The following is a 21,858-nucleotide window of genomic DNA, read 5'->3' as shown; positions in this document are numbered from 1 at the left end:
CGGAGTTCAGCTGATGATGACCGTGGGCTCGCCGACGGCCGCCATCGCGCCGCATAGGCAGGCATCGGATGTCCTGAGCGCCGGCCGTCCACCGATCAGCACCGTGACGCTCCCGGCGGGAAACACGCTGGCGGTGGGCTGATGCCCGCTGGGCGGAAGCGCGCAGACATGGGTATCGCCGGCCACGGCGGCGGGTTTGCCCCCGATCAGCACCGTCGCCACGCCCGGGCCGGCGATCGTTCCGCCGTGGTTGGTGATATCCCCTACTCGGGCTGCCGCGGGCATGCGGACCGCTAATTGATCTGCACCAGACCGCCTTTGACCTTGGTGGTCGCGGTGCTGGAAATTTCTGCGCCCACCGTGCCCTCGAGCTTCAGCTCGGTGCCCCCCTTCGCGCTGAACGACGTACCGGATTCCATCTTCAGCTCGGTTCCCGCCTTGAGCTCCAGCGCCTTGGCGCTTTCGATGCGGACCGCTAATTGATCTGCACCAGACCGCCTTTGACCTTGGTGGTCGCGGTGCTGGAAATTTCTGCGCCCACCGTGCCCTCGAGCTTCAGCTCGGTGCCCCCCTTCGCGCTGAACGACGTACCGGATTCCATCTTCAGCTCGGTTCCCGCCTTGAGCTCCAGCGCCTTGGCGCTTTCGATCCGGATGCCGTCCGGCGTCATTTCGATTTTGTTGCCGTTCTGGTCTTCGATCGTCAGGCCCTGGTCTTCCTCGCTGAGCGCGATCTTGTTGCCCGCCGGGGTTTCCAGCCGCATGATCTTCTTGTCGTCGTCGAAGTAAAGCTTCATCTTGGAACGGCTCTGGTAGAGCTTCTCGTGATTGTCGTCGGAGCCTTGCAGCGGCGCGGGCTTCGCGCTGCTGTGCAGCATCCCGAGGATCACCGCCTGCCGCGGATCGTCGTTCAGGAAACCCAGCACCACTTCGTCCCCCAGTTCCGGGCGGAAGCAAAATCCGCGATCGTCGCCGGCATCAAGGGTCGCCACCCGCACCCATGTCCCGGCTTCGTCATCGCTCACCAGCGGCATTCGGACACGCACCCGATGCTCGCCGTCCGGGTCCTCGTTGCCGGTCACGACGCCGATCTGCAATCCGCTGACGGCGGGCAGAAGAGCGCCCGCCCGAGGCGCCGAGACGTTGTGCTCCAGTGCCGACCATTTCTCGATTCCGCCGAACTGGATATGGGTTTTCCAGCCCTGCACCAGGTCGAACTCGTGGCGCACTCCGGTTACGAATACGTTTCCGCTATAGCGCTCGCCCATCCCGCTCAGTTTCACCAGGTCGCCGGGGTTAACGGTTCCGATCCCTTCGCATTTGATGCGGCCTCCGGCCTTGCTCAGCTTGGACTTCAGCCATTGCGCATCGGCCCAGGCCTGTGCTTCGTCCCCGCTGACGCCGAGACTCTGAAGGCGGTAATAATCGAGCCCCGCGACGGCGGCGAGACCCTCGGTATCCAGGTTGCCGGGACCCGTTACCGCCGGATCCGCCGCCTCCTTCTCGACCACGGCCTGCCGGCCGGCATCCCAACTGAAACTCTTTACCGCCGAATATTGGCCGCGGGCATCGATTTCCGCATCCATCTCCAAAACCGTCGCGCCGAAGCGCAGTTCGCAGACGGCCTCGCCTTCGAAGCTCGGCGCCTTCACCGAGACCTTTTCGGTATTGGTGAGCACCAGCTTGCCGTTGGCCTCGGCGCGGGTCAGGAGAAAGTCCCAATCGCTGGCGCCATACTGCACCTGCTGCTTGTGGGTTACCGACGTGCTTTCCACCTCGGCATCGATTGAGGCGTTCTGCAGCAACTCGCCGATGATGTCGCTGTCCGTCCGGTCGAAAAAGTAAGCGTTCTTGCGGCCCACCGTCAGTTTCACGGCGCTGTGCCGGCATTCCACGATCAGCTGCGGAGCGCTGTTCTCCCGCACCTTCAAACTCTGCCGAACGACCAGGCCCTTGAACAGCGACACGGGATCGTTCGCAGGGCCCGCCAGAATCTCGACCGCCTTGCCGGGCACGAACAGGTCCTTGTTGCTCAACGGAAAATCGCCGGCCGCCGCAGCGCCGTCCAGATAAACCAGCCGCGCCGAAGAGAGCTTGTTCACCGTTTTGGCGACGGACACCGCCAGCAGTTGGTGCTCGCGGGGTACCGGTTGGCCGTCCACCCTGACCGTGAATTCGCGGTGCTCGGCGGCGATGGGTAAGGTGCGTTGCTCCGAAATGGCTATTTCTCCAGCGGCGGAAAGAAAATCTTGGTGCCCGGAATCAACGCGCGGAAATTGTCGATCCCGTTAGCCCGCGCCACGTCGAGGAAACGCGTGGGATCGCCATATATTTCGTAACACAGGGCGGGCAAGTTATCCCCCGCCTTCACCAGGCGGACATGGGTCAAATCCGGCGATTGATCCTGCGCCATCGCAACGCGGGTCCGATCGTCCGAGTTGTCGGTGAAATTCGCGGTGATGACCGCGCGCAAGGGCACGCCGTCCGGCTTGAACAGCTTGTACGCGATGGAAGCGCTTTTGAGTACGCAGCGCTTGACCTGAAGCGTGCCCCACACGACCTTGAGATAATTCGGCCTGTGGATGTTGCCGTTGTAACCCGTGATCGTCTGGAACTGCTCGACCTTTTGCTGAACGTCGATCACGGTCCCGCTGGCGCCGGTGCCGTCCAAAAAGAACGTCAGCGACAAATCGCCTGGCTTCATCTTCTTGAAGTCCATCCGGCTGTTGGTGGTGCCGGATCCTTGCGCCGCGTCGTACTCCATTTCGTACGACAGAGTAATCTCGTTCGGATTGAGAAAAGCGGCAAACTCTCCGACCGGTTGCCCGGAATAGTCGGGCTGCTCGTACGCCCGGATCAGCAGTTTCTCCAGCGTGCCCCGTTCGCTCATGGCCTAGCGTTCCGCCTTTCGCTCCAGAATGTCGAGAACCCGTTCCACGCACTCGCTGACGAGCGCCTGCCGGTCTTCGACGGCGGCCGGCGCGGTAGCGGCGCCTCCCGCCGCCTGATTGGTGACTTCGACCGAAATCACCACTTCATCGATCACTACTGGCATGGTTTAAGACTTGTCGATGCTGAAATATTGGTAGAAAAACTGTAGCGTCTCGATCACGACGGCATTGTTCGAGGCATTCAGATCGCTCACCGCCCATTTGGTCGGATAAGCATTGACCACATGCCAAGTTATCAGCGGCTGGTGCTTTTCGTTCAACAGGCTGATGTCGATGTTCTTCGGTTGAATGTCGAAATCTTCGACGCACCGCCGGATCCAGCCGGCGATTTCCGAATCCGTGAGCAATCCGCGCTTCAGCACCAGCTCCGGGTATTTGGCCCGGACCGGGAATTTCTGGATGAAACGGTTTTCGCCCCCCTCGGCGATCTCCTCGGTGCCCATTTCAACCGATAACCCGCTGACCTCGGTGAACCGGACATCGTTGGCGTTAGCCGTTAAGCCCAGCACCTCGACCCTGAAGTGAAATCCGACCGGCGGATAGTAATTCGCCATCAGTCATTCTGAATTTCGAGCCCTTCGTGGGCGATCTCGATCGACTCGATCGCCACCTCGTTGCCCGACGCCTTGAGCTGCGGCCCTTCGACCTTCACCGGAAACGCGTTCTGCACCTTCCACACCATCACCGGCTGATGTTCTTCGTTCAGCAGGCTGATGACGAGATCGCGCCGCTCGACCGTGTTCAACTTGACCGTGCTCAGCCATTTGAAGAAGTCATTGTCGCTTTTCACGATTCCCCGCTTCAGGGTGATGTTGTTGAACTTCCGGAGGCCGGGCATCTTGATCGAGGAATATTCGGGAAACGAGCCGTCGCGATACTCGATGGCCTGGTTTTCCTGAGTCAGGCCCGTGACTTCCGAAAAGCCGACGCGCGCGCCGCCCCATTCGACGATGAAATGGAAAACCGGGAGAGGATACTGTTTGGTTTGTGCAGCCATGGGCGTTGTTCCGAGATTCAGAATAGGTGGGCGGTAACGGAGACTTGGGCGTTACTCAAGAGGTTTGCAGCTTGTGGGAGAATTTCAGAATGATGAATTCGGCCGGACGCACCGCCGCCATGCCGATTTCGACGTTCATGCGTCCCTCGAGAATGTCCTGGGCGGTCATCGTGACACCCAGCCCGCATCTCACGAAAAAGGCATCTTTCGGCGTCGCGCCGGCGAGCGCGCCCTCGCGCCACTTCTGGGTCAGATAATTCTCGATCATGCCGCGCACCTTGACCCAAGTATTGGCGTCATTGGGTTCGAACACGGCCCAATAGGTGGACTTCTTCACCGATTCTTCCACCATGTTGAAAAACCGGCGGACCGGCACGTAGCGCCATTCGTTGTCGTTGCCGGCCAGCGTCCGCGCCCCCCAGACCAGAGTGCCCTTGCCCGCGAAAGCGCGAATGGCGTTGATCGACTTGCCGGTCGTCGCATCGACGTTCAGGCCGTCCTGTTTGGCGTTGTCGAGCTTGGCCACCGGCTCTATCACGTTGGCCAAACTGACGTTGGCGGGCGCTTTCCAGATGCCGCGGTTGCTGTCGGTGGCGGCATAAACGCCCGCTACGGCGCCGCTCGGCGGCAGCTTCAGGAAATATTCCTTGAGCGTGCTTTTTACGAAGTTGTAAAGCGCGGTGTTCGAGGTCTTGAACGTCGACAGGTCGGCCGCCGATCCGCCGCCGTAAGTCACATCGACATTGGTTTCGCCGGAATTCACGTGATAATTCAGCGTGGTTTTGACGAACGGGTAATACGCGGCACCGTACTTCAGATAATTGCTGCCGAAATATCCGCGATTGGTGCTCAGTTGCGTGGTATCGAGGTCCGTGTCCCCGTCCCGGATGTCGAAAATCGCGAAGCGGTCGCCCAGCGTGTTGCACTGGGTGAGCACCGCCTGAACCAGCGTCGGATAGTCGCCTGTGCTCAGCTTCACTGCCTCCGGAATGACGATCAGCGTCGGCTCGTCCTCCAAGGCCACCGCGTTCAGCCCGTCCTGCAAGCCGTACATCGTAGCCGGATTGCTGGAGGAATCGCCCGTCAAATCGATCGCCGGCGTGGATTGGTATGTTCCCACCGAAACGATGTAGCACTGTCCCCCGCCGTTATCGAAAAACATCTTCACCGAGTAATACAACAAGTATTTCACGGACGGCTCGGTAACCGTGGCGGTGAATCCGCCGGCGCCGTCGTCCGCCACGGAAACTGCGATGGCATCGTCTTCGGGCAGGCCGTAATACTGCTCGTATTCCTTTAACGAAAATATTTTCGTCGGTTTTAGAATGAGGTCGTTGTCCGCCTTTTTCTTAGCTATTTCCGTATAGCCGATAAAGGCCGGTATGGCGGTTTCAACCTCCGCCACGGAAGGCGGAAATACCGAAACCTCATCTATGTAAACGCCGGGAGTTTTGGGATTCAAACTGGCCATACTTGGACCTTCACGGTTTTGAAAGTTGAATGATGAGATCTGCGCTGGCCCGGTTCATGCCGGGTTGTGGAAGATGGGCGATGATGACTTCGCCGTTTTTGCTGAGCTGAATCTTTTTTCTGGATTTCTCCCGCCGGGCAACCGCCGCCTCGGATTTGAACATCACCACCTTGGAACCGGCGTCGGCGATCACTTCCGCCGATATGTCCGCCGCCGTAAATGCGTCCGACGCCACTTTGGTAAACTTTATCTCGGGCCGTCCGTCTTCCGTGAATCCCGTATCCAAAACCGTAAGTCGGCCGATATCCGCATCGGAATAATTTCTGGCCACCACATAATATTTCAAAACTTCTTTTCTGGCGGAAAAATCGATTTCGAAATTCGGCTGAGCGGTGTAAAACCCATTATCGACCGTGATTTCAACGATGCCGAAAATCCCCTCGCTCCAACAGTTATCATCGAAGTAATAGGCGATGGTTTCGGTATCGAGAGAATAGGTTTCCTCCACGGTATAAACGCCGGGTTCGGCGTCGGCGAGATCGTAAACCATGGCGGACCGGTCATTGCTCGCCGCGATGGTCTCGGTTCGAACGATCCCACCGCCGGAATTTTTCAGGGTTACGGTAACGGGGCGCTCCGAGGCCGAAAGGCCGTGGCTGAACAATCGCCCCACGAGGGACGTTTTTTCGGCGGAATCCAAGTGGTCCGGGTTCGTCGAGTTTCTGTAGAAGGGGATGAAAGAATCCGGATTCCATTCGGTGATATGGCTGAAAAACGGATTCAGAAGCTTGAGCCCGAATCGCAGCGTCTTGCCGCCGATCCGCGCCAGAGGCGACCGGACCTCGTCCGCCTCGAACAAGACGTAGAGCGTGCCCTTGCGCATCTTGGCGATCAGCTTTCCGTTCCGCAGCAACCGCGCCGTGTCCGGGGTTACGAAAAACTCGAAATCCTCGCACTCCGAACTGTAATAGGCGTGGGAAACGCCCACGGTGAACAAGGTTTCGAAGCGGGTATTCATCGGCTCAGGATGTCGGTTCCGATGACGGTCAGCGGCGGTTGAACGGCCGTCCGGACCTGATCTTGCAACGCGATCATGCGTACCTTGTAGACGACGGAAGGCAGTTGTTTGCCGCCGATGAACGCCCAGATCTGGTTCAACTGTTCGTAGTTGAGGGACTGTAGTTCGACGACCAGTTTCTCGATCGCCGGATTCAGACCGGGATATGCATCCGGTGAAAAATGCGGGCGGGCTTGAAAGAACGTGAGGATATAGGATATGAACTTCAGCGCTTCGTCGTATTGTTTGAAATTGGCAGCGAATAGTATGTGAAGATTGAGCCTTATTGCAGGCTCCGCAATCACGTGCCGGCCGTTCAGGTACGAATATTCGGGAAGCTGGGATTTGAATGCGCGCTCTTCTTCGATATTGAGAACCGTGGCGCCTATGGTTTCCCCGCCGAAGGCATACTTTCCGGCATCGTCGACGATTCCCGTCAATTTGACGCTTACCGTACTCGAACCCGTTCTGGTTAAAAGGTATGTGTTCAGTTCGTCTTTCAGGAACTGAAGCGCAATGTCCAGCATTATTTTTAAGCCCCCAATTCTTGTAACCCGTTGGTCGTTATTATTCGCTTCTACGACAATTTCGAATTTTCACGGTTACCTGAAGTTCATGCCGATGATTTTTCTCCGGCCATTGACTGATTCCGGAAATTCATTATACGAAAATCCACTCATTGACTTGGATTTCATTTTGTGGCCTCCGACTATAGTCTTGCGTTAAGGTACTGTCAACGCCGAATCCGGAGTAACCGGATAATGCGGAAGAACCGTTTTTGCACGGCAGCCCCGACGCCGCTCGACCCCGAAAAGGCAGCGTTCCGATTGAATTCGGACGGCGTGCAGCGTACGGTGCAATCTTCGATCGCACCCGAAAATTTCGAGCCGGTGCACATACACCGGCAATCCTGACAACCAAGCGTTGATGTTTCACCGATGAGCGTGCAAAGAGTCGACCGCCGATACGGTTTTTTGGCCTTTCTGGCCTACCTGATCTTTGTCGTGTATGGAAGCCTGGTTCCCTTCGAGTATCGCGAGCGCACCCTCGATCAAGCCGTCGAACAGTTCGCCGCCATCGCCTACCTGGATCTCGGAGTGGAATCGCGGGCGGACTGGATCGCCAACATAGTGCTCTATGTGCCTTTGGCGTTCCTGGGCTGCGCCTGGGCGGTCGGTATGCGATCGATGGGGAAGCTGCGCCACCTGACGGCGCTGGCGGTCTTCTCGTTCTGTCTCGCGGTCGCGGTGGCCGTCGAGTTCACCCAGATATTCTTTGCGCCCCGCACCGTCTCTCTCAACGACCTTTTGGCGGAAGCGCTCGGCTCCGCCGGCGGGATCGCCTTGTTCGGACTGGGGCGAAGCCGCATCGCGGGGCTGCTGGATACGTTCGCGGCAGGCGGACGGTCGTCCGTCTACGCCGCAGCGATCGGCTACGCGCTTCTCTATATTCTGCTGTCCCTGTTCCCCTACGACTTCGTCGTTTCCGTCCAAGAATTGGCCTGGAAACTGGACTCGGACCGCTGGGGCTGGCTGATCGCCGGCGATTGCGGCGGCGGGTTGCGTTGCGCGGCACGCCAGGCGGGCGAAATCGCTGCCATCGCGCCGCTCGGCGTCCTTGTCGCGCTCGCCGCACCGGGGCTCGGCTATCGCCGCATTTTCCTGGCCGGCGCCGCGCTGAGCCTGATCCTGGAACTCTTGCAGCTATTGCTTGCGTCGGGCGTGAGCCAGGGGATCTCGATACTGTGGCGCGGGGCGGGGCTGACGGCGGGCGCGGCGATCGGCCGAATCCTGCTCCGCCACGGCCCCCTGCCGTTGGCTTGGATCGTCAAGACCGTCCTGCCTTTTGCCGTGCTGCCGTACATCCTGTCGCTGACGGCGCTCGGCGGCTGGTTCTCGACCGCCTGGCTGCCGCTGGACGAGGCCGTCGCGCGTCTGGCGGACATCCGGATCATGCCGTTTTACTATCACTATTTCACCAGCGAGCAGGCCGCCCTGGTCAGCCTGCTCGCCCAGGCCGGCATGTACGCTCCGATCGGCCTCGCGGGTTGGGCTGTGTGCATTCAAAAGCCCGGGAAAGGCAATTCCGGAGCCTTGCAAGCGGCGTTTGTCGCCGCCGCGCTGGCGCTCCCCGTCGAACTCGGCAAGCTCCTGGTTCCGCCCAAGCATCCGGACTTCACCAATCTGCTGATCGCCGCAACCGGCGCGGCGCTCGCCTACAGCCTGGCGCATTGGATGGGAACCGTCCTGACCGGCGGGCGCGAACGGCGACCGCAGCCGGACGCGGACCGGATCCTGGAATTCTCTCGGCCGCACCGTGCGGAGCCGCACACGCCGGCATACGGCGCGCCGCATCCGCTCGGCATGCTCATCGCATTCGCCGCGGCGCTCATCGCTGTTACCGGCATACTGGCCTACCCGGTCGGAACCTTTTGGCTGATCGCGGCATTGTCGAGCTATGCGGTTCTGTTGTGGCGGTATCCGAGCGGATGGCTTTTCGCGGTGCCGGCTCTTTTGCCCATACTCGATCTGAGCTCCGTGACCGGCCGCTTGCCGTTGGACGAGTTCGACCTGATCGTCCTCGTCACGTTCGCCGCGAGCTATCCGCGGGTCTGGCGGATCAAGCCTCGACCCTGGCCCAGCCGAACCTTCTCCTGGGCCGCCGCGCTGCTTTGGTTGAGCTGGTCGATCGCGAGCGCGCGCGGTTTGTGGCCTCTTTGGGAAAGCGGGGGCGGTGTTTCCGACAACTCCCATTCGCCGCTCGAAGCCTGGATGGTGGGCAAGGGACTCTTATGGGCGCTGCTGTTCATGCCGCTGATGCGCCGCATTCCCCCGGAAGACGGCGGCACGGCCCTCCGGCTAATGAGAAACGGCTTGATCGCCGGTTTAACGCTATTGACGCTGGACGTATTGTGGGAGCGCCACGTGTACGTCGGGCTGGGGGATTTCGAGAACGTGTTCCGCGTCACCGGAACCTTCGCCAGCCTGAACACCGGGGGCGCTTACATCGAAACCTTCATCGCCTTTGCCTTTCCGTCGCTCGTGATTGGGGTGCTCACGACGCGCAATGCGATACCGAAGCTGCTCGGCGTCGTATTCGCCGCAGCCGCCAGCTATGCCATGCTGGTGACCTTCTCGCGGGGCGGCTATGCCGCGTTCATCGCCGGTCTGATGCCCGTCGTGCCGAGCATGCTGCGGCAGCGGACGGAGTTTCCGGCCCGCCGCTGGCTGGCGCTCGGCGGACTTTTGGCGGCGTCGCTCGCCGCCGCCGTTCCGGTGCTGTCGGGCGGATTCGCTCAATCGCGGCTGGCGCGGACCTCGGAAGACCTCACCCTTCGAGAGCTCCATTGGCAACAAGCCCTGGATCTGATGGACGACGGACCGATGACGGCGCTGGTCGGAATGGGTTTCGGGCAATACCCGATTCTCTATGCGCTCGGCGCCGAAACCGCCAGGGCGCCGGGCACCTACGCCGTAATGCATGACGGAAACGATCCTTATCTGCGCCTCGGCGCCGGCGAGGCGATATTCCTCGACCAGATCGTGGACGTCGAACCCGGCGAGCAATACATCTTGTCGGCCCGGATACGGCGGTCCTCGGGCAACGGCCCGCTCAGCATCCCCCTTTGCGAGAAGGCCCTGCTTTATTCCTTCGAATGCATCTGGCCCGAACTGCGGCCGGCGCCGTCCGAAACCGGGTGGAGCACGGTCGCCGTGAAGGTGAATTCTGGAAATCTCGGCGCGGGCGGCAACTGGCCTCACCGTCCGGTAAAGCTATCGCTGCACAATACGAACTCCGGCAGCTCGCTCGACGTCGACGACGTGAGCCTAAAGACCAGCGAAGGACGCGAACTGATAGCGAACGGCGGCTTCGACGACGGAATCGCCCGCTGGCTGTTGGTTACCGATCAAAAAGAAGCCTGGCACGTCGACCAGCAAGAGGTGGAGATGTATCTCGCGCAAGGCGCTCTGGGACTGGCGGCGATGGCGCTGCTCTTGCTCGCCGCCGGAAAAATTCTGTGGCCGGCCCTGCTGAAAGGAGATTTCGATGTAGCGATGCCGGCCGGTGCGCTGCTGGCGTTCCTCACGGCCGGACTCCTCGGCAGCACGATGGACACGGCGCGACTGTCCATGCTGTTTTATCTTTTCGCCTTCAGCACGGGAGCGCTGCCGCTCGCGACCGAAGGACGAGAAACCGGTCGGATAAGACATCGGCATCCGCCGTCTCAAGAAACTATAGCGGCGCATTCGCCTCGACCCGAACGGCGGAAAAATTTCATGGGTTGATTCCGCTAATAAAACGGTCTTCGACACGCTGCGACATTCTTGCAGCGGAAAGCCGGATTCCGAGGAACGATCCTTGGCACGCCTTACCCGTGCGCGCATCCGCATTTTGCGACCGCAATCTTAGCGGCGTGCGGACGACCGGACGGAACGCACGAAAAGAGATTTCCCCATGAATCACGTCAATACCAAAACAGCGAAACCTTATTCGGCGGGTTACGGTTACGGCTGCGCCTAATCCACCCCACGACTACGACAGATAAGGTATCTCAACGGCGATCATCCGGTTCCTTCGCAACGCCTTTAAAAGGTTTGCCATCGGTCTTTTGATCCATAAAACGGCCGGTTGCGGTATCGCGCTTCGTCCAATTTTCGTTTCTTGGATTTTGCGTCTGCGACCGATTATCGACAGACCCGCGGCGAAAACCATTACCTGTATTTCTCGCCATACGTTTTCCTAAGTTGTGGGTTGACCGGTAGATTTTCTTTTCAGCCCCTCCCCCAGAGGGAGAGGGGCTGATGCCCCTCGGTAGAGAGGAAGTAAATTACTGGCAAGCTTCACATTCCGGATCGTCGATCGAACACATCTTCACCCCCGAAGCGGCCGCCTCGGCGAAGGCTCCTTCCGCAGAACGACGCATGGTTCCGGGGATCGCATCGTCGATGGGGTCGGTCTTCACGGCATTGAGCCTGCCGTCGAAGGCCGTGCTTTTCTCCACGTGAGTGGCGCCCAGGGTGCGGAGGTAGTAGGTGGTCTTGAGGCCGCGGATCCAGGCCAGCTTGTACAGGTTGTCGAGCTTCTTGCCGGAGGGCTCGGCCATGTACAGGTTGAGGGATTGCGCCTGGTCGATCCATTTCTGCCGGCGCGAGGCGGCTTCCACCAGCCAGCGCGGGTCGACTTCGAAGGCGGTGGCGTAGATCCGCTTGAGATCGTCCGGTATGCGTTCGATCTTTTGCAGGCTGCCGTCGTAGTACTTGAGATCGTTGATCATGACCGCGTCCCACAAGTCGAGCTTCTTGAGGTCGTTCACCAGATACGGATTGACCACGGTGAACTCGCCGGAGAGATTCGATTTGACGAACAGGTTCTGGTAGGTCGGCTCGATCGACTGCGACACGCCGCAGATGTTGGAGATGGTCGCCGTCGGGGCGATCGCCATGGTGTTGCTGTTGCGCATGCCGACGGTTCTCACCCGCTCGCGGAGCGCTTCCCAATCCAGGGTGAAGCTGCGGTCTTGCTGCAAATAACCGCCCCTGCCCTGCTCGACCAGCGCCATCGAATCGTAGGGCAGGATGCCCTGGCTCCACAGCGATCCCTCGAAGCTGGAATAGCGGCCGCGTTCCTCGGCCAGGTCGGCGGACGCCTTGATGGCGTAGTAGCTCACTAATTCCATGCTCTTGTCGGCGAAACTTACCGCTTCATCCGAGGCATAGGGGATGCGCAGCTTGTACAGCGTGTCCTGGAAACCCATGATGCCGAGTCCGACCGGGCGGTGGCGCAGGTTCGAGCGACGCGCCTGGGGAACGCTGTAGTAGTTGATGTCGATGACGTTGTCCAGCATGCGCATGGCCGTGGAGATGGTTTTTTCCAGCTTGTGCGCGTCGAGAACGCCGCCCTCGGTGACGTGGTTCGTGAGGTTCACGCTGCCCAGGTTGCACACGGCGATTTCGTTGTCGTTGGTGTGCAAGGTGATCTCGGTGCAGAGATTGGAGCTGTGCACCACACCCATGTGCCGGTTGGTGTAGCGCAGGTTGCACGGGTCCTTGAACGTGATCCAGGGATGCCCCGTTTCGAACAGCATGGACAGCATCTTGCGCCAGAGCTGCGCGGCCGGGAGGCGCTTGTACAGCGTGATTTCGCCGCGATCCACCTTGGCTTCGTACTCCAAATAGCGCTTCTCGAACGCTTCGCCGGTGAGGTCGTGCAGATCCGGCGCGTCGCTGGGGGTGAACAACGTCCAATCCGCTTCTTCAGCCACCCGCTTCATGAAAAGGTCCGGTACCCAGTTGGCGGTGTTCATGTCGTGGGTGCGGCGGCGGTCGTCGCCGGTATTCTTGCGGAGTTCGAGGAACTCTTCGATATCCAGATGCCAGGTTTCCAGATAGGCGCACATGGCGCCCTTGCGCTTTCCGCCCTGATTGACGGCGACGGCCGTATCGTTGGCTACCTTGAGGAAAGGAACGACGCCCTGGGATTTGCCGTTGGTGCCCTTGATATGAGAGCCCATGGCGCGGACCCGGGTCCAGTCGTTCCCGAGGCCGCCGGCATATTTCGACAGAAGGGCGTCGTCTTTGATGGCACCGAAGATGCCGTCCAGATCATCCGGCACGGTGGTGAGATAGCACGAGGAGAGCTGCGGGCGCAGTGTGCCGGAGTTGAACAAGGTAGGCGTGGAACTCATGAAATCGAAGCTGGAAAGCAGGTCGTAGAACTCGATGGCTTTCGCTTCCCGGTCGATTTCGCTGATGGCGAGGCCCATGGCCACGCGCATAAAGAAGGCCTGGGGCAGCTCGAAGCGGATGCCTTTGGCGTGAATGAAGTAACGATCGTAAAGAGTTTGCAGGCCCAGATAGGTGAACTGGAGATCGCGCTCGGGCTTGAGCGCCGCGCCGAGACGCTGCAAATCGAAACGGGTCAGCTCGGGCGACAACAGCTCGAGTTCGGCGCCGCGCTTTACGTAGTCGGCGAAATATTCCGCGTAGCGGTCCGCCATTTCGCTCTGGGTCGCCTCGAAAAAGCCGTGGCCGAGGAAGCTCAGCGCTTCGCTGCGCAGGCTGTCCAGCAGCAGCCGGGCGGCCACGTAGGAATAATTCGGCTCCTGTTCGATCCGCGCTCGCGCTGCCATCATGAGCGCCGGGGCCACGTCTTTCTCGGACACGCCGTCGAACAGATTGCGCTGGGTTTCTTCGAGAATCCAGCCGCCGTCCACATCGGCGAGACCGCGGCAGGCTTCCTCGACGATCTTTTGCAGGCGCGCCGTGTCCAGCGGTCTTTGGCTGCCGTCGGGCAGGGTCACGTGAATGACCGGCGCCTGCGCCTCCTGCCGCGCGGCGGCCTTCTGCGCGCGAGCCCGCGCCCTATCTTCGCGATATAGCACGTAGGCGCGGGCGATCTTGTGATGGCCGCCGCGCATCAGGGCCAGTTCGACCTGATCCTGAATGTCTTCGATGTGAATGGTTCCGCCGGAAGGATTGCGCCGGAACAAGGCATTAGCCACTTGGCGGGTCAGTTCCTCGACGGTTTCGTGGATACGTCGACTGGCAGCGGCGGTATTGCCCTCGATGGCCAAGAACGCCTTGGTGATGGCGACGCTGATCTTGCCGGCATCGAAAACGGTCACTTTGCCGTTGCGCCGAATGACGCGCATCTCGCCGGGAGCGGTCGCGCGCAGATCGGCGGAGACGGGCGGTATGTCCGAAAGGATCGTGATGGGCTGGCTAGCGCGAGCTGCGGATTCGGTTTCCATAGATGCATGTCCTCCGAGGATGGGCTGAATGTACAATGACACCACTATAGAATGTGGTTGATCGCATCGTCAAGCACAATATAATGTGGTTTACCCTGTTGAGGACTTGTGGATAAGTTGTGCAAGAAAAGTCTCAATTTGCATTGAAATCAAGGCACTTGGCGAACGTCCATTATTCGTACAGCGGGTTTGTTGTACTATTTGTGCGCCAAAACACAATAACAATTCATAACCAATAACAATTCATAACGAGAGTAACTTCTGCCACCATGCAAAGCGTGCACGAATGGTTGAGTGACTGGACCAAGCGGGTGCTGCCGAACTCGCAAGCCGTATCTTTTGCGATCCTGCTGATCGTCGGTTTCGTGCTGGTGGTCAGCCTGGGGCAGATGCTCATGCCGGTATTCGCGGCGGGCGTCATCGCCTATCTGCTGGAAGGCATCGTCGCCGTCGGCGTGCAGCGAAAGCTGCCGCGTCTGGCCGCGGTCATCGTCGTTTACCTCCTTTTCCTCGCATTTCTGTTGTTTCTGTTCGTAGCGCTCCTGCCGCTTCTTTACCAACAGACCGTGCAACTCATAGAACAGCTACCGGCCTGGATGAATCGCGGGCAGATGCTGGTCATGCAACTGCCGGAGCAATATCCGGATTTCATCTCCGAGGAACAAATCTACGAACTGACCGGCGTGATACGGCGAGAACTCCTCGCCTGGGGCCAGTCCATGCTGACTTATTCGTACGCGTCCCTCGTCAGCATCATCACGGTGATCGTCTATCTGATCCTGGTGCCGTTGCTGGTATTTTTCTTCCTTAAAGACAAGGACTACATCCTCGCCTGGTTCGGCCAGTACATGCCCCGCGACCGTTATCTTTCGACCCGCGTGTGGCGCGAGGTGGACGTACAAATCGGCAATTACGTGCGGGGGAAAGTTTTCGAGGTCGCGGTGCTGCTGGCCGTGAGCTACGCGACCTTCTCGCTGATGGGGCTCAATTATTCGCTGCTGCTGGCGGTGCTGATGGGGCTTTCGGTGATCATCCCCTATGTCGGCGCAACTCTGGTAACGTTTCCGGTGATGATCGTGGCCTTCTTTCAATGGGGCCTCACCGACGAGTTTTGGTATCTGCTGCTGGCTTACGGCATCATTCAGGCGCTCGACGGCGTCGTGCTGGTGCCGTTGTTGTTTTCCGAAGTGGTCAACCTGCATCCGGTCGCCATCATCGTGGCGATCCTGTTTTTCGGCGGATTTTGGGGATTTTGGGGCGTGTTTTTCGCCATTCCCCTGGCGACGCTGGTCAAGGCGGTACTGGCGGCTTGGCCGAGATTGGGAGAAGAGGACATTCCGCCGGAGAACATCGCTCCGGCCCAAACGGCAAAATCCAAAGCCGTGCCCTTGGCGCGGGAACGGCATTGAGACCGGAATCGCGGCCGGAAACCGGGCTTCTGTCGTTCCGTGTCCAAGCTACGATTTTCGCGGCTTGCCCACCAGATAGACTTCAGGGCTCCGATCGCGTGAAGCCTTGGGTTTCCTGACCGATACCTTACCGAACATCTGGCGGGTTTGCCGCACGAAATCGTCGAAGTCGGGCCCCTGGAACAGCTTGGCCACGAAACTCCCGCCGGGCTCCAGGAGTTGCCGGGCCGTATCCAGGGCCAGTTCGGCCAGATACATGGCCCGCGACTGATCCACGACGCGCGCGCCGCTCATGTTGGGCGCCATGTCGGATAAGACCACGTCGACCGGGCGGTCCGCCAACTCCGCCATCAATCGTTCCAAAACGGATTCCTCCCGGAAATCGCCCTGAATCACGGTTACGCCCGGAATCGCTTCCACCGGCAGGAGGTCAAGCGCTATAATTCTGCCGCTTTTGCCGACCCGCTCCGCTGCGTATTGGGACCAGCCGCCCGGCGCGGCGCCCAAGTCCAGCACCACCATGCCCGGCTTGAACAGACGCTCCCGCTCGTCCAATTCTTTCAGCTTGAATACCGCCCGCGAGCGGTAGCCGAGCGTTTGGGCTTGCTTTACATATTCGTCGGAAAAGTGTTCGGCCAGCCAGCGGCGGCTGCTTCGGCTACGAGGCATGTTTCTATTGCGCGGTTGCGATATCGCTAAATTACAAATTTCCCGAGGAAATCCGAGTTGAAATCCGATTTTAAAAAATTCTTGCGCGCCAAGGCTCATTCCCTGAAACCGGTGGTGATCACCGGCCAGGCGGGCATCACTCCCGCCGTGTTGAACGAGATCGGCCTAGCCTTGGACCATCACGAATTGATCAAAGTGCGGGTGAACGCCGCCGATCGTGAAGAACGGCGCGAGATGGCCGCCCGGATCTGCGCGGAATTGGGTGCCGAATTGATCCAGTCGCTCGGCCATATCGTCACGCTTTATCGAAAAAATCCGGATAAAAAATAATTGGAGAGCGCCGAAAACCGTTGCCGACGCTCCGGGCGCCCCTCCGCGCTTGCCGAAGGGGCGTCCGGAGCATATGAGGAACGTTGCAATCGGACTCTGGCCGAGGTTCGCATCCCCGCCTAGATATATTTGACCGAGCAGACTTCGAATTCCTTCACGCCGCCCGGCGCTTGCACCGTCGCGACGTCTCCCTCTCGCTTGCCGATCAGCGCCCGGGCGATGGGCGACGTGATGGAGATAAGACCTTCCTTGATATTGGCCTCATCTTCGCCGACGATCTGGTAAGTCACCGAATCGCCGCTGTCCAGGTCTTCGAGACCGACGGTAGCTCCGAAAACGATTTTGCCTCCGGCGTTGAGAGTCGTCACATCGATGATTTGCGCATGGGCCAATTTGGCTTCGATCTCCTTGATCCGGCCTTCGGTAAATCCTTGTTGCTCGCGGGCCGCATGATATTCGGCGTTTTCCTTCAAGTCGCCGTGCGACCGCGCTTCGGCGATGGCCGCAATGATTTGAGGGCGCATGACCGTCTTGAGATGACTGAGTTCTTCTCGCAGCTTTTCCGCCCCGCGGGCAGTAATCGGTACCTTGTTCATAGTCGTGTTTCCTCAGAGATCACATGTTGCCGAGTTCCTGGTGCAAATCCTGCAGGCGATTGACATCGCCCGCATCCAGTTCGCTCAGAGCGGAACAGGTGGCACGGGCACCGGAAATGGTGGTCGTGTAGGTAATCTGCTGTTGCAGCGCCTGACGCCGAATGGTGAACGAATCGGCGATGGCCTTTTTGCCTTCGGTGGTGTTGATGATGAACTGAAGTTCGTCGTTCTTGATCATGTCCACGATGTGCGGCCGCCCCTCGTAAACCTTGTTTACGGTGGTGCACGGTATCCCGGCGTCTTCGAGCACCATCGCCGAGCCGCGCGTCGCGACCAGCCGGAACCCTTTGGCCAGAAGGTCCCGAGCGATGGGGATCATCTTGGATTTGTCGCTTTCCCGGACGCTGATCAGCACATTGCCGCCTCGGGCCAGCTTAACGCTGGCGGCGCGCTGGGCTTTGGCATAAGCCTCGCCGAAGGTGGCCCCGACGCCCATCACTTCGCCGGTGGACTTCATTTCCGGACCGAGCAGCGGATCGACGCCGGGGAACTTGATGAAGGGGAACACCGCTTCCTTGACCGAGTAATAGCCCGGGATGCGTTCCTCCAGGATGCCTTGTTCGTCCAGACTTTTTCCCACCATGCAGCGGGCCGCGATCTTGGCCAGAGGATAGCCGGTCGCCTTGGACACGAACGGCACCGTCCGCGAGGCGCGCGGGTTGACTTCCAGAATGAAAATTTCCTCGCCCTTGATGGCGAACTGGGTGTTCATGAGCCCCACCACGCCGAGAGCCTCGGCAAGCTGGCGGACCTGTTCGCGCACCTGCGCCTGAAGCTTCGGGCAAAGATCGTAAGGCGGAATCGAGCAGGCCGAATCGCCGGAATGCACGCCCGCCTGTTCGATATGCTGCATCAATCCGCCGATCAGGACGCGCTTGCCGTCGCAGATGGCGTCGACGTCCATTTCGATGGCGTCGTCGAGAAACCGGTCCAACAGCACCGGCGATTCGTTGGAAGCGCTGACCGCCTCGCGCATGTAGCGGCCCAGGTCTTCGTCGTTGAACACGATTTCCATAGCCCGCCCGCCCAGCACATACGAAGGCCGAACCACCAGCGGATAGCCGATTTCGTTGGCGCAACGCATGGCTTCGTCCAGGGAACGCGCGGTACGGTTGGGCGGTTGCTTGAGATTCAGGCGGTCGACCAGCTTCTGGAAACGCTCGCGATCTTCCGCCAGGTCGATGGAATCGGGCGAGGTGCCGATGATGGGCGCGTCGGCCGCCTCCAGCGCCCGTGCCAGCTTGAGCGGCGTCTGCCCGCCGTATTGCACGATCACGCCGGCGGGTTTTTCCAGATGAATGATCTCCAGCACGTCTTCCAGCGTGAGCGGTTCGAAATAAAGCCGGTCGGACGTGTCGAAGTCGGTGGAGACCGTTTCCGGGTTGCAGTTGATCATGATGGTTTCGTAACCATCCTCCCGCAGCGCCATGGCGGCGTGCACGCAGCAGTAGTCGAACTCGATGCCTTGACCGATGCGATTGGGTCCGCCGCCCAAAACGATGATTTTCTCCCGCCCGGTCGGGTTCGCCTCGCACTCTTCTTCGTAAGTGGAATAAAGGTAGGCCGTTGCCGTCGCGAATTCCGCGGCGCAGGAATCGATCCGCTTGTACACCGGCCGGATGCCGTGCTTGTGGCGGACGGCGCGAACTTCCGACTCGGCGCTGCCCAACAGCGCGGCGAGGCGCGAATCGGAGAATCCTTTGCGCTTCAAGGCGAACAATTCTTCCGAAGGCAGCGTGGCCAGGGTACGCTTCGCCAGCCCCATCTCTTCCTGCACCAGCTCCTCGATCTGGGCCAGGAACCAGGGATCGACGCGGCTATGGGCGTGCACCTCGTCCAAAGTCCATCCCGCGCGGAAAGCGTCGGCGAGATAGAAAATGCGCTCGGGTCCAGGGTGACGAAGCTCCCGAAGCAGAACATTGCCGGCATCCTCGGCGGAAACGTCGAGCTTTCCGACCAGGCCGTCCACGCCGGTCTCCAGGCTGCGCAAGGCTTTTTGCAGGGATTCCTGGAAGGTACGGCCGATGGCCATGGCCTCGCCGACCGATTTCATCTGGGTCGTCAGGCGATCGTCCGCCTGCGGAAACTTTTCGAACGCGAACCGGGGCACCTTGGTGACCACGTAATCGATGGTCGGCTCGAAAGAAGCCGGCGTCGCGCCTCCGGTGATTTCGTTCTTGAGTTCGTCCAGGGTATAGCCGACGGCCAGCTTGGCGGCGACCTTGGCGATCGGGAATCCGGTGGCCTTGGATGCCAGGGCCGAGGAACGGCTCACCCGGGGATTCATCTCGATGACGATCATGCGCCCGTCCTTGGGGTTGATGGCGAACTGCACGTTGGAGCCGCCGGTGTCGACGCCGATCTCGCGCAGCACCGCAATGGAGGCGTCGCGCATGATCTGGTATTCCTTGTCGGTCAGGGTCTGGGCCGGGGCGACGGTGATGGAATCGCCGGTATGCACGCCCATAGGATCCAGATTCTCGATGGAACAGATGATGATGCAATTGTCCTTGCGGTCGCGCACCACTTCCATCTCGAACTCTTTCCAGCCCAGTACCGACTCCTCGATGAGAAGCTCGTGGGTTGGCGAAAGTTCCAGGCCGCGCTCGCAAATCTCGACGAATTCCTGCCGGTTGTAGGCGATGCCGCCACCCGAACCGCCCAGCGTGAACGAAGGCCGGATGATGGCCGGGAAGCCGATCTCGTCCAGGCAGGCGAGCGCTTCTTCCAGGCTGTGGGCGACGCCTGAACGGGCCGAACCCAGGCCGATCCTGGTCATGGCCTGTTTGAATTTTTCCCGGTCTTCGGCTTTGTCGATGGCTTCCTTGGACGCTCCGATCATCTGCACGCCGAATTTTTCCAGCACGCCGTTACGGTCCAGATCGAGCGCGCAGTTGAGCGCAGTCTGACCGCCCATGGTCGGCAACAGCGCGTCCGGGCGCTCTTTCTCGATGATCTTGGCGACGGTCTGCCAGTCGATGGGCTCGATGTAGGTGGCGTCGGCCATCTCCGGATCGGTCATGATGGTGGCCGGATTGGAGTTGACCAGAATCACCCGGTATCCCTCTTCCTTTAATGCCTTGCACGCCTGTGCGCCGGAGTAGTCGAACTCGCAGGCTTGTCCGATGACGATGGGCCCAGCGCCGAGCAAAAGGATGGACTGAATGTCGGTTCTCTTAGGCATGAAGCGTTATGTCGTTGATCAATGTCTGCTGTGGGTGAAATTCGTTCGGAGCGGCCTCAAACTCACCCGGCGGGAACGGTGCGCATGGCCCGGTCATCCTGCCGACAGGCCATGCTTTCGATGAAGCGATCGAACAATGCCGTCAGGTCGTGCGGTCCGGGGCTGGCTTCGGGATGGCCCTGAAAACCGAAGGCCGGGCGATCGGTCAGCTCGATGCCTTGCAGGCTGCCATCGAACAGCGAGCGGTAGGTCGACCGTACGTTTCGAGGAAGACTGCTTTCGTCCACGGCGAAACCGTGGTTCTGGCTCGTGATCAGCACGCGTCCGGTATCCAGCTCTTGAACGGGGTGGTTGGCGCCGCGATGACCGAACTTCATTTTGGCCGTTTTCGCGCCGCTCGCCAAAGCCAGCAATTGATGGCCGAGGCATATGCCGAATACCGGAATCTCGATGTCGAGAAACTCGCGGATCGCTCGGATGGCGTAGTCGCAAGGTTCGGGATCGCCGGGACCGTTCGACAAGAAGATACCGTCCGGTTTCAATTCCAGGGCCTCACGGGCCGGCGTCGTGGCCGGAACCACGGTCAGGCGGCAGCCCCGCTCGGCGAGCAGGCGAAGAATATTGCGTTTGACGCCGAAATCGTATGCGACGACGTGGAATCGATCGTTGTCGAGCTCGCCGAATCCCCGCCCGAGCCGCCACGACGTTTCCGACCAGCCGTAGATCTGCCGCGTAGCGACCTCCTTGGCCAGGTCCATGCCTTGCAATCCCGCGAACTCTCTGGCCTTGGCCACGGCACAGTCCGGGTCGAGCGCTTTGCCGGCCATGAGGCAACCGCGCTGGGCGCCCTTGTCGCGGAGTATGCGGGTCAGCTTCCGGGTGTCGATTCCCGCGATGCCTACCACGCTGTTTTCTTTCAGATATTCCGAAAGGCTCTTGTCGGCCCGCCAATTGCTCAAGCGGGCCGGCACGTCCCGAACGATCAGGCCGCTGGCAAACACTCCCGCCGACTCCACGTCTTCGCGGTTGATGCCGACATTGCCGATGTGCGGATAAGTGAGCGTTACGATCTGACGGGCATATGACGGGTCCGTCAGGATTTCCTGATAGCCGGTCATGGATGTGTTGAAGACCACTTCACCGACGGAACAGTCTTCTGCTCCGATGGATATGCCTCGAAAAACGGTGCCGTCTTCCAAGGCCAACAATGCGAGCGTGTTCAATTTGTGTCACCTTAAACATGCAAAACGGGAGGGACCACACGGTCCGTCCCGTTGCTGTTATCCGCGGATATCGTTAATTTAGCGGGAATTTTACGAAAAATCGGCATTCGCTGTCTATGCGCGCCCGTCAATCGAGCGGCCGATGCCGCGCCGTCCAGACGC

At 59.9% G+C, this 21,858-nt stretch carries 19 protein-coding genes; 3 read left to right on the top strand and 16 right to left on the bottom strand.

The annotated features are described in order from the left end of the window. Positions 1-6 precede the first annotated feature (6 nt). From ACWJKU_RS07955 to ACWJKU_RS07910, 10 genes are read right to left on the bottom strand one after another with little or no spacing between them, the layout of a single operon-like run. Positions 7-285 carry a PAAR domain-containing protein gene (locus tag ACWJKU_RS07955; protein ID WP_454147467.1) on the bottom strand — a complete coding sequence of 93 codons (279 nt, stop codon included), beginning with the start codon at positions 283-285 and terminating at the stop codon, positions 7-9. Positions 286-293: 8 nt separating this feature from the next. Next, positions 294-419, bottom strand: coding sequence for a hypothetical protein (locus ACWJKU_RS07950; RefSeq protein WP_454147465.1), 126 nt, complete (start codon positions 417-419; stop codon positions 294-296). Between the two features lie 56 nt (positions 420-475). After that, positions 476-2,161: a type VI secretion system tip protein VgrG gene (gene vgrG / locus ACWJKU_RS07945; protein ID WP_454147463.1), complete on the bottom strand. Its 1,686-nt coding sequence runs from the start codon at positions 2,159-2,161 to the stop codon at positions 476-478. A 59-nt stretch (positions 2,162-2,220) separates the two neighbouring features. Continuing rightward, on the bottom strand, positions 2,221-2,889 hold the full coding sequence (locus ACWJKU_RS07940) for a CIS tube protein (RefSeq protein WP_454147461.1): 669 nt from the start codon (positions 2,887-2,889) through the stop codon (positions 2,221-2,223). A 3-nt stretch (positions 2,890-2,892) separates the two neighbouring features. After that, positions 2,893-3,054: a DUF5908 family protein gene (locus ACWJKU_RS07935; RefSeq protein ID WP_454147459.1), complete on the bottom strand. Its 162-nt coding sequence runs from the start codon at positions 3,052-3,054 to the stop codon at positions 2,893-2,895. Between the two features lie 3 nt (positions 3,055-3,057). After that, the gene (locus ACWJKU_RS07930; protein ID WP_454147457.1) at positions 3,058-3,504 is read right to left on the bottom strand and encodes a phage tail protein; all 447 of its coding nucleotides are present in this window, start codon (positions 3,502-3,504) and stop codon (positions 3,058-3,060) included. Next, positions 3,504-3,947 carry a phage tail protein gene (locus ACWJKU_RS07925; protein WP_454147455.1) on the bottom strand — a complete coding sequence of 148 codons (444 nt, stop codon included), beginning with the start codon at positions 3,945-3,947 and terminating at the stop codon, positions 3,504-3,506. The genes ACWJKU_RS07930 and ACWJKU_RS07925 overlap by 1 nt, the downstream gene beginning before the upstream one ends. Before the next feature lie 55 nt (positions 3,948-4,002). After that, a complete protein-coding gene (locus ACWJKU_RS07920; protein WP_454147453.1) occupies positions 4,003-5,418 on the bottom strand; it encodes a phage tail sheath family protein in 1,416 nt (471 codons plus the stop codon). A 10-nt stretch (positions 5,419-5,428) separates the two neighbouring features. Next, on the bottom strand, positions 5,429-6,436 hold the full coding sequence (locus ACWJKU_RS07915; protein WP_454147451.1) for a hypothetical protein: 1,008 nt from the start codon (positions 6,434-6,436) through the stop codon (positions 5,429-5,431). Continuing rightward, on the bottom strand, positions 6,433-7,002 hold the full coding sequence (locus ACWJKU_RS07910) for a DUF4255 domain-containing protein (RefSeq protein WP_454147449.1): 570 nt from the start codon (positions 7,000-7,002) through the stop codon (positions 6,433-6,435). The genes ACWJKU_RS07915 and ACWJKU_RS07910 overlap by 4 nt, the downstream gene beginning before the upstream one ends. 411 nt (positions 7,003-7,413) lie before the next feature. Here ACWJKU_RS07910 and ACWJKU_RS07905 point away from each other — a divergent pair, with 411 nt between their 5' ends. Continuing rightward, positions 7,414-10,761, top strand: a complete 3,348-nt coding sequence (locus ACWJKU_RS07905) for a VanZ family protein (RefSeq protein ID WP_454147447.1) — start codon at positions 7,414-7,416, stop codon at positions 10,759-10,761. 266 nt (positions 10,762-11,027) lie between these two features. On the opposite strand, the gene ACWJKU_RS07900 is transcribed toward ACWJKU_RS07905, so the two are convergent. Together ACWJKU_RS07900 and ACWJKU_RS07895 are read right to left on the bottom strand one after the other, a co-directional pair. After that, on the bottom strand, positions 11,028-11,207 hold the full coding sequence (locus tag ACWJKU_RS07900; protein ID WP_454147445.1) for a hypothetical protein: 180 nt from the start codon (positions 11,205-11,207) through the stop codon (positions 11,028-11,030). A gap of 96 nt (positions 11,208-11,303) precedes the next feature. After that, positions 11,304-14,225 (bottom strand): ribonucleoside-diphosphate reductase subunit alpha, encoded by a 2,922-nt coding sequence (locus tag ACWJKU_RS07895; RefSeq protein ID WP_454147443.1) that lies wholly within the window; start codon positions 14,223-14,225, stop codon positions 11,304-11,306. A 269-nt stretch (positions 14,226-14,494) separates the two neighbouring features. On the opposite strand from ACWJKU_RS07895, the gene ACWJKU_RS07890 reads away from it, so the two are divergent. Then, on the top strand, positions 14,495-15,634 hold the full coding sequence (locus ACWJKU_RS07890) for an AI-2E family transporter (RefSeq protein WP_454147441.1): 1,140 nt from the start codon (positions 14,495-14,497) through the stop codon (positions 15,632-15,634). Between the two features lie 48 nt (positions 15,635-15,682). Here ACWJKU_RS07890 and rlmE read toward each other — a convergent pair whose 3' ends face one another. Further along, a complete protein-coding gene (gene rlmE, locus ACWJKU_RS07885) occupies positions 15,683-16,303 on the bottom strand; it encodes a 23S rRNA (uridine(2552)-2'-O)-methyltransferase RlmE (protein WP_454147439.1) in 621 nt (206 codons plus the stop codon). Positions 16,304-16,360: 57 nt separating this feature from the next. Between rlmE and yhbY the strand changes: the two genes are divergently transcribed. After that, entirely contained in the window at positions 16,361-16,633 is a 273-nt protein-coding gene (gene yhbY, locus ACWJKU_RS07880) for a ribosome assembly RNA-binding protein YhbY (protein ID WP_454147437.1), read from the top strand. 119 nt (positions 16,634-16,752) lie between these two features. Here the strand turns inward: yhbY and greA are convergent, their stop codons facing one another. The 3 genes from greA to carA all read right to left on the bottom strand — a co-directional run bounded on the left by greA (position 16,753) and on the right by carA (position 21,696). Next, positions 16,753-17,229 carry a transcription elongation factor GreA gene (greA, locus tag ACWJKU_RS07875; RefSeq protein WP_454147435.1) on the bottom strand — a complete coding sequence of 159 codons (477 nt, stop codon included), beginning with the start codon at positions 17,227-17,229 and terminating at the stop codon, positions 16,753-16,755. A 19-nt stretch (positions 17,230-17,248) separates the two neighbouring features. Beyond that, positions 17,249-20,473, bottom strand: coding sequence for a carbamoyl-phosphate synthase large subunit (gene carB / locus ACWJKU_RS07870; protein ID WP_454147433.1), 3,225 nt, complete (start codon positions 20,471-20,473; stop codon positions 17,249-17,251). A gap of 62 nt (positions 20,474-20,535) precedes the next feature. After that, the gene (gene carA, locus ACWJKU_RS07865) at positions 20,536-21,696 is read right to left on the bottom strand and encodes a glutamine-hydrolyzing carbamoyl-phosphate synthase small subunit (protein ID WP_454147431.1); all 1,161 of its coding nucleotides are present in this window, start codon (positions 21,694-21,696) and stop codon (positions 20,536-20,538) included. Positions 21,697-21,858: the final 162 nt, after the last annotated feature.

It is taken from the genome of Methylocaldum sp. MU1018, assembly GCF_053646775.1.
The sequence above is the reverse complement of the archived record's forward strand: the minus strand, read 5'-3'. Positions and strand labels throughout refer to the sequence as shown.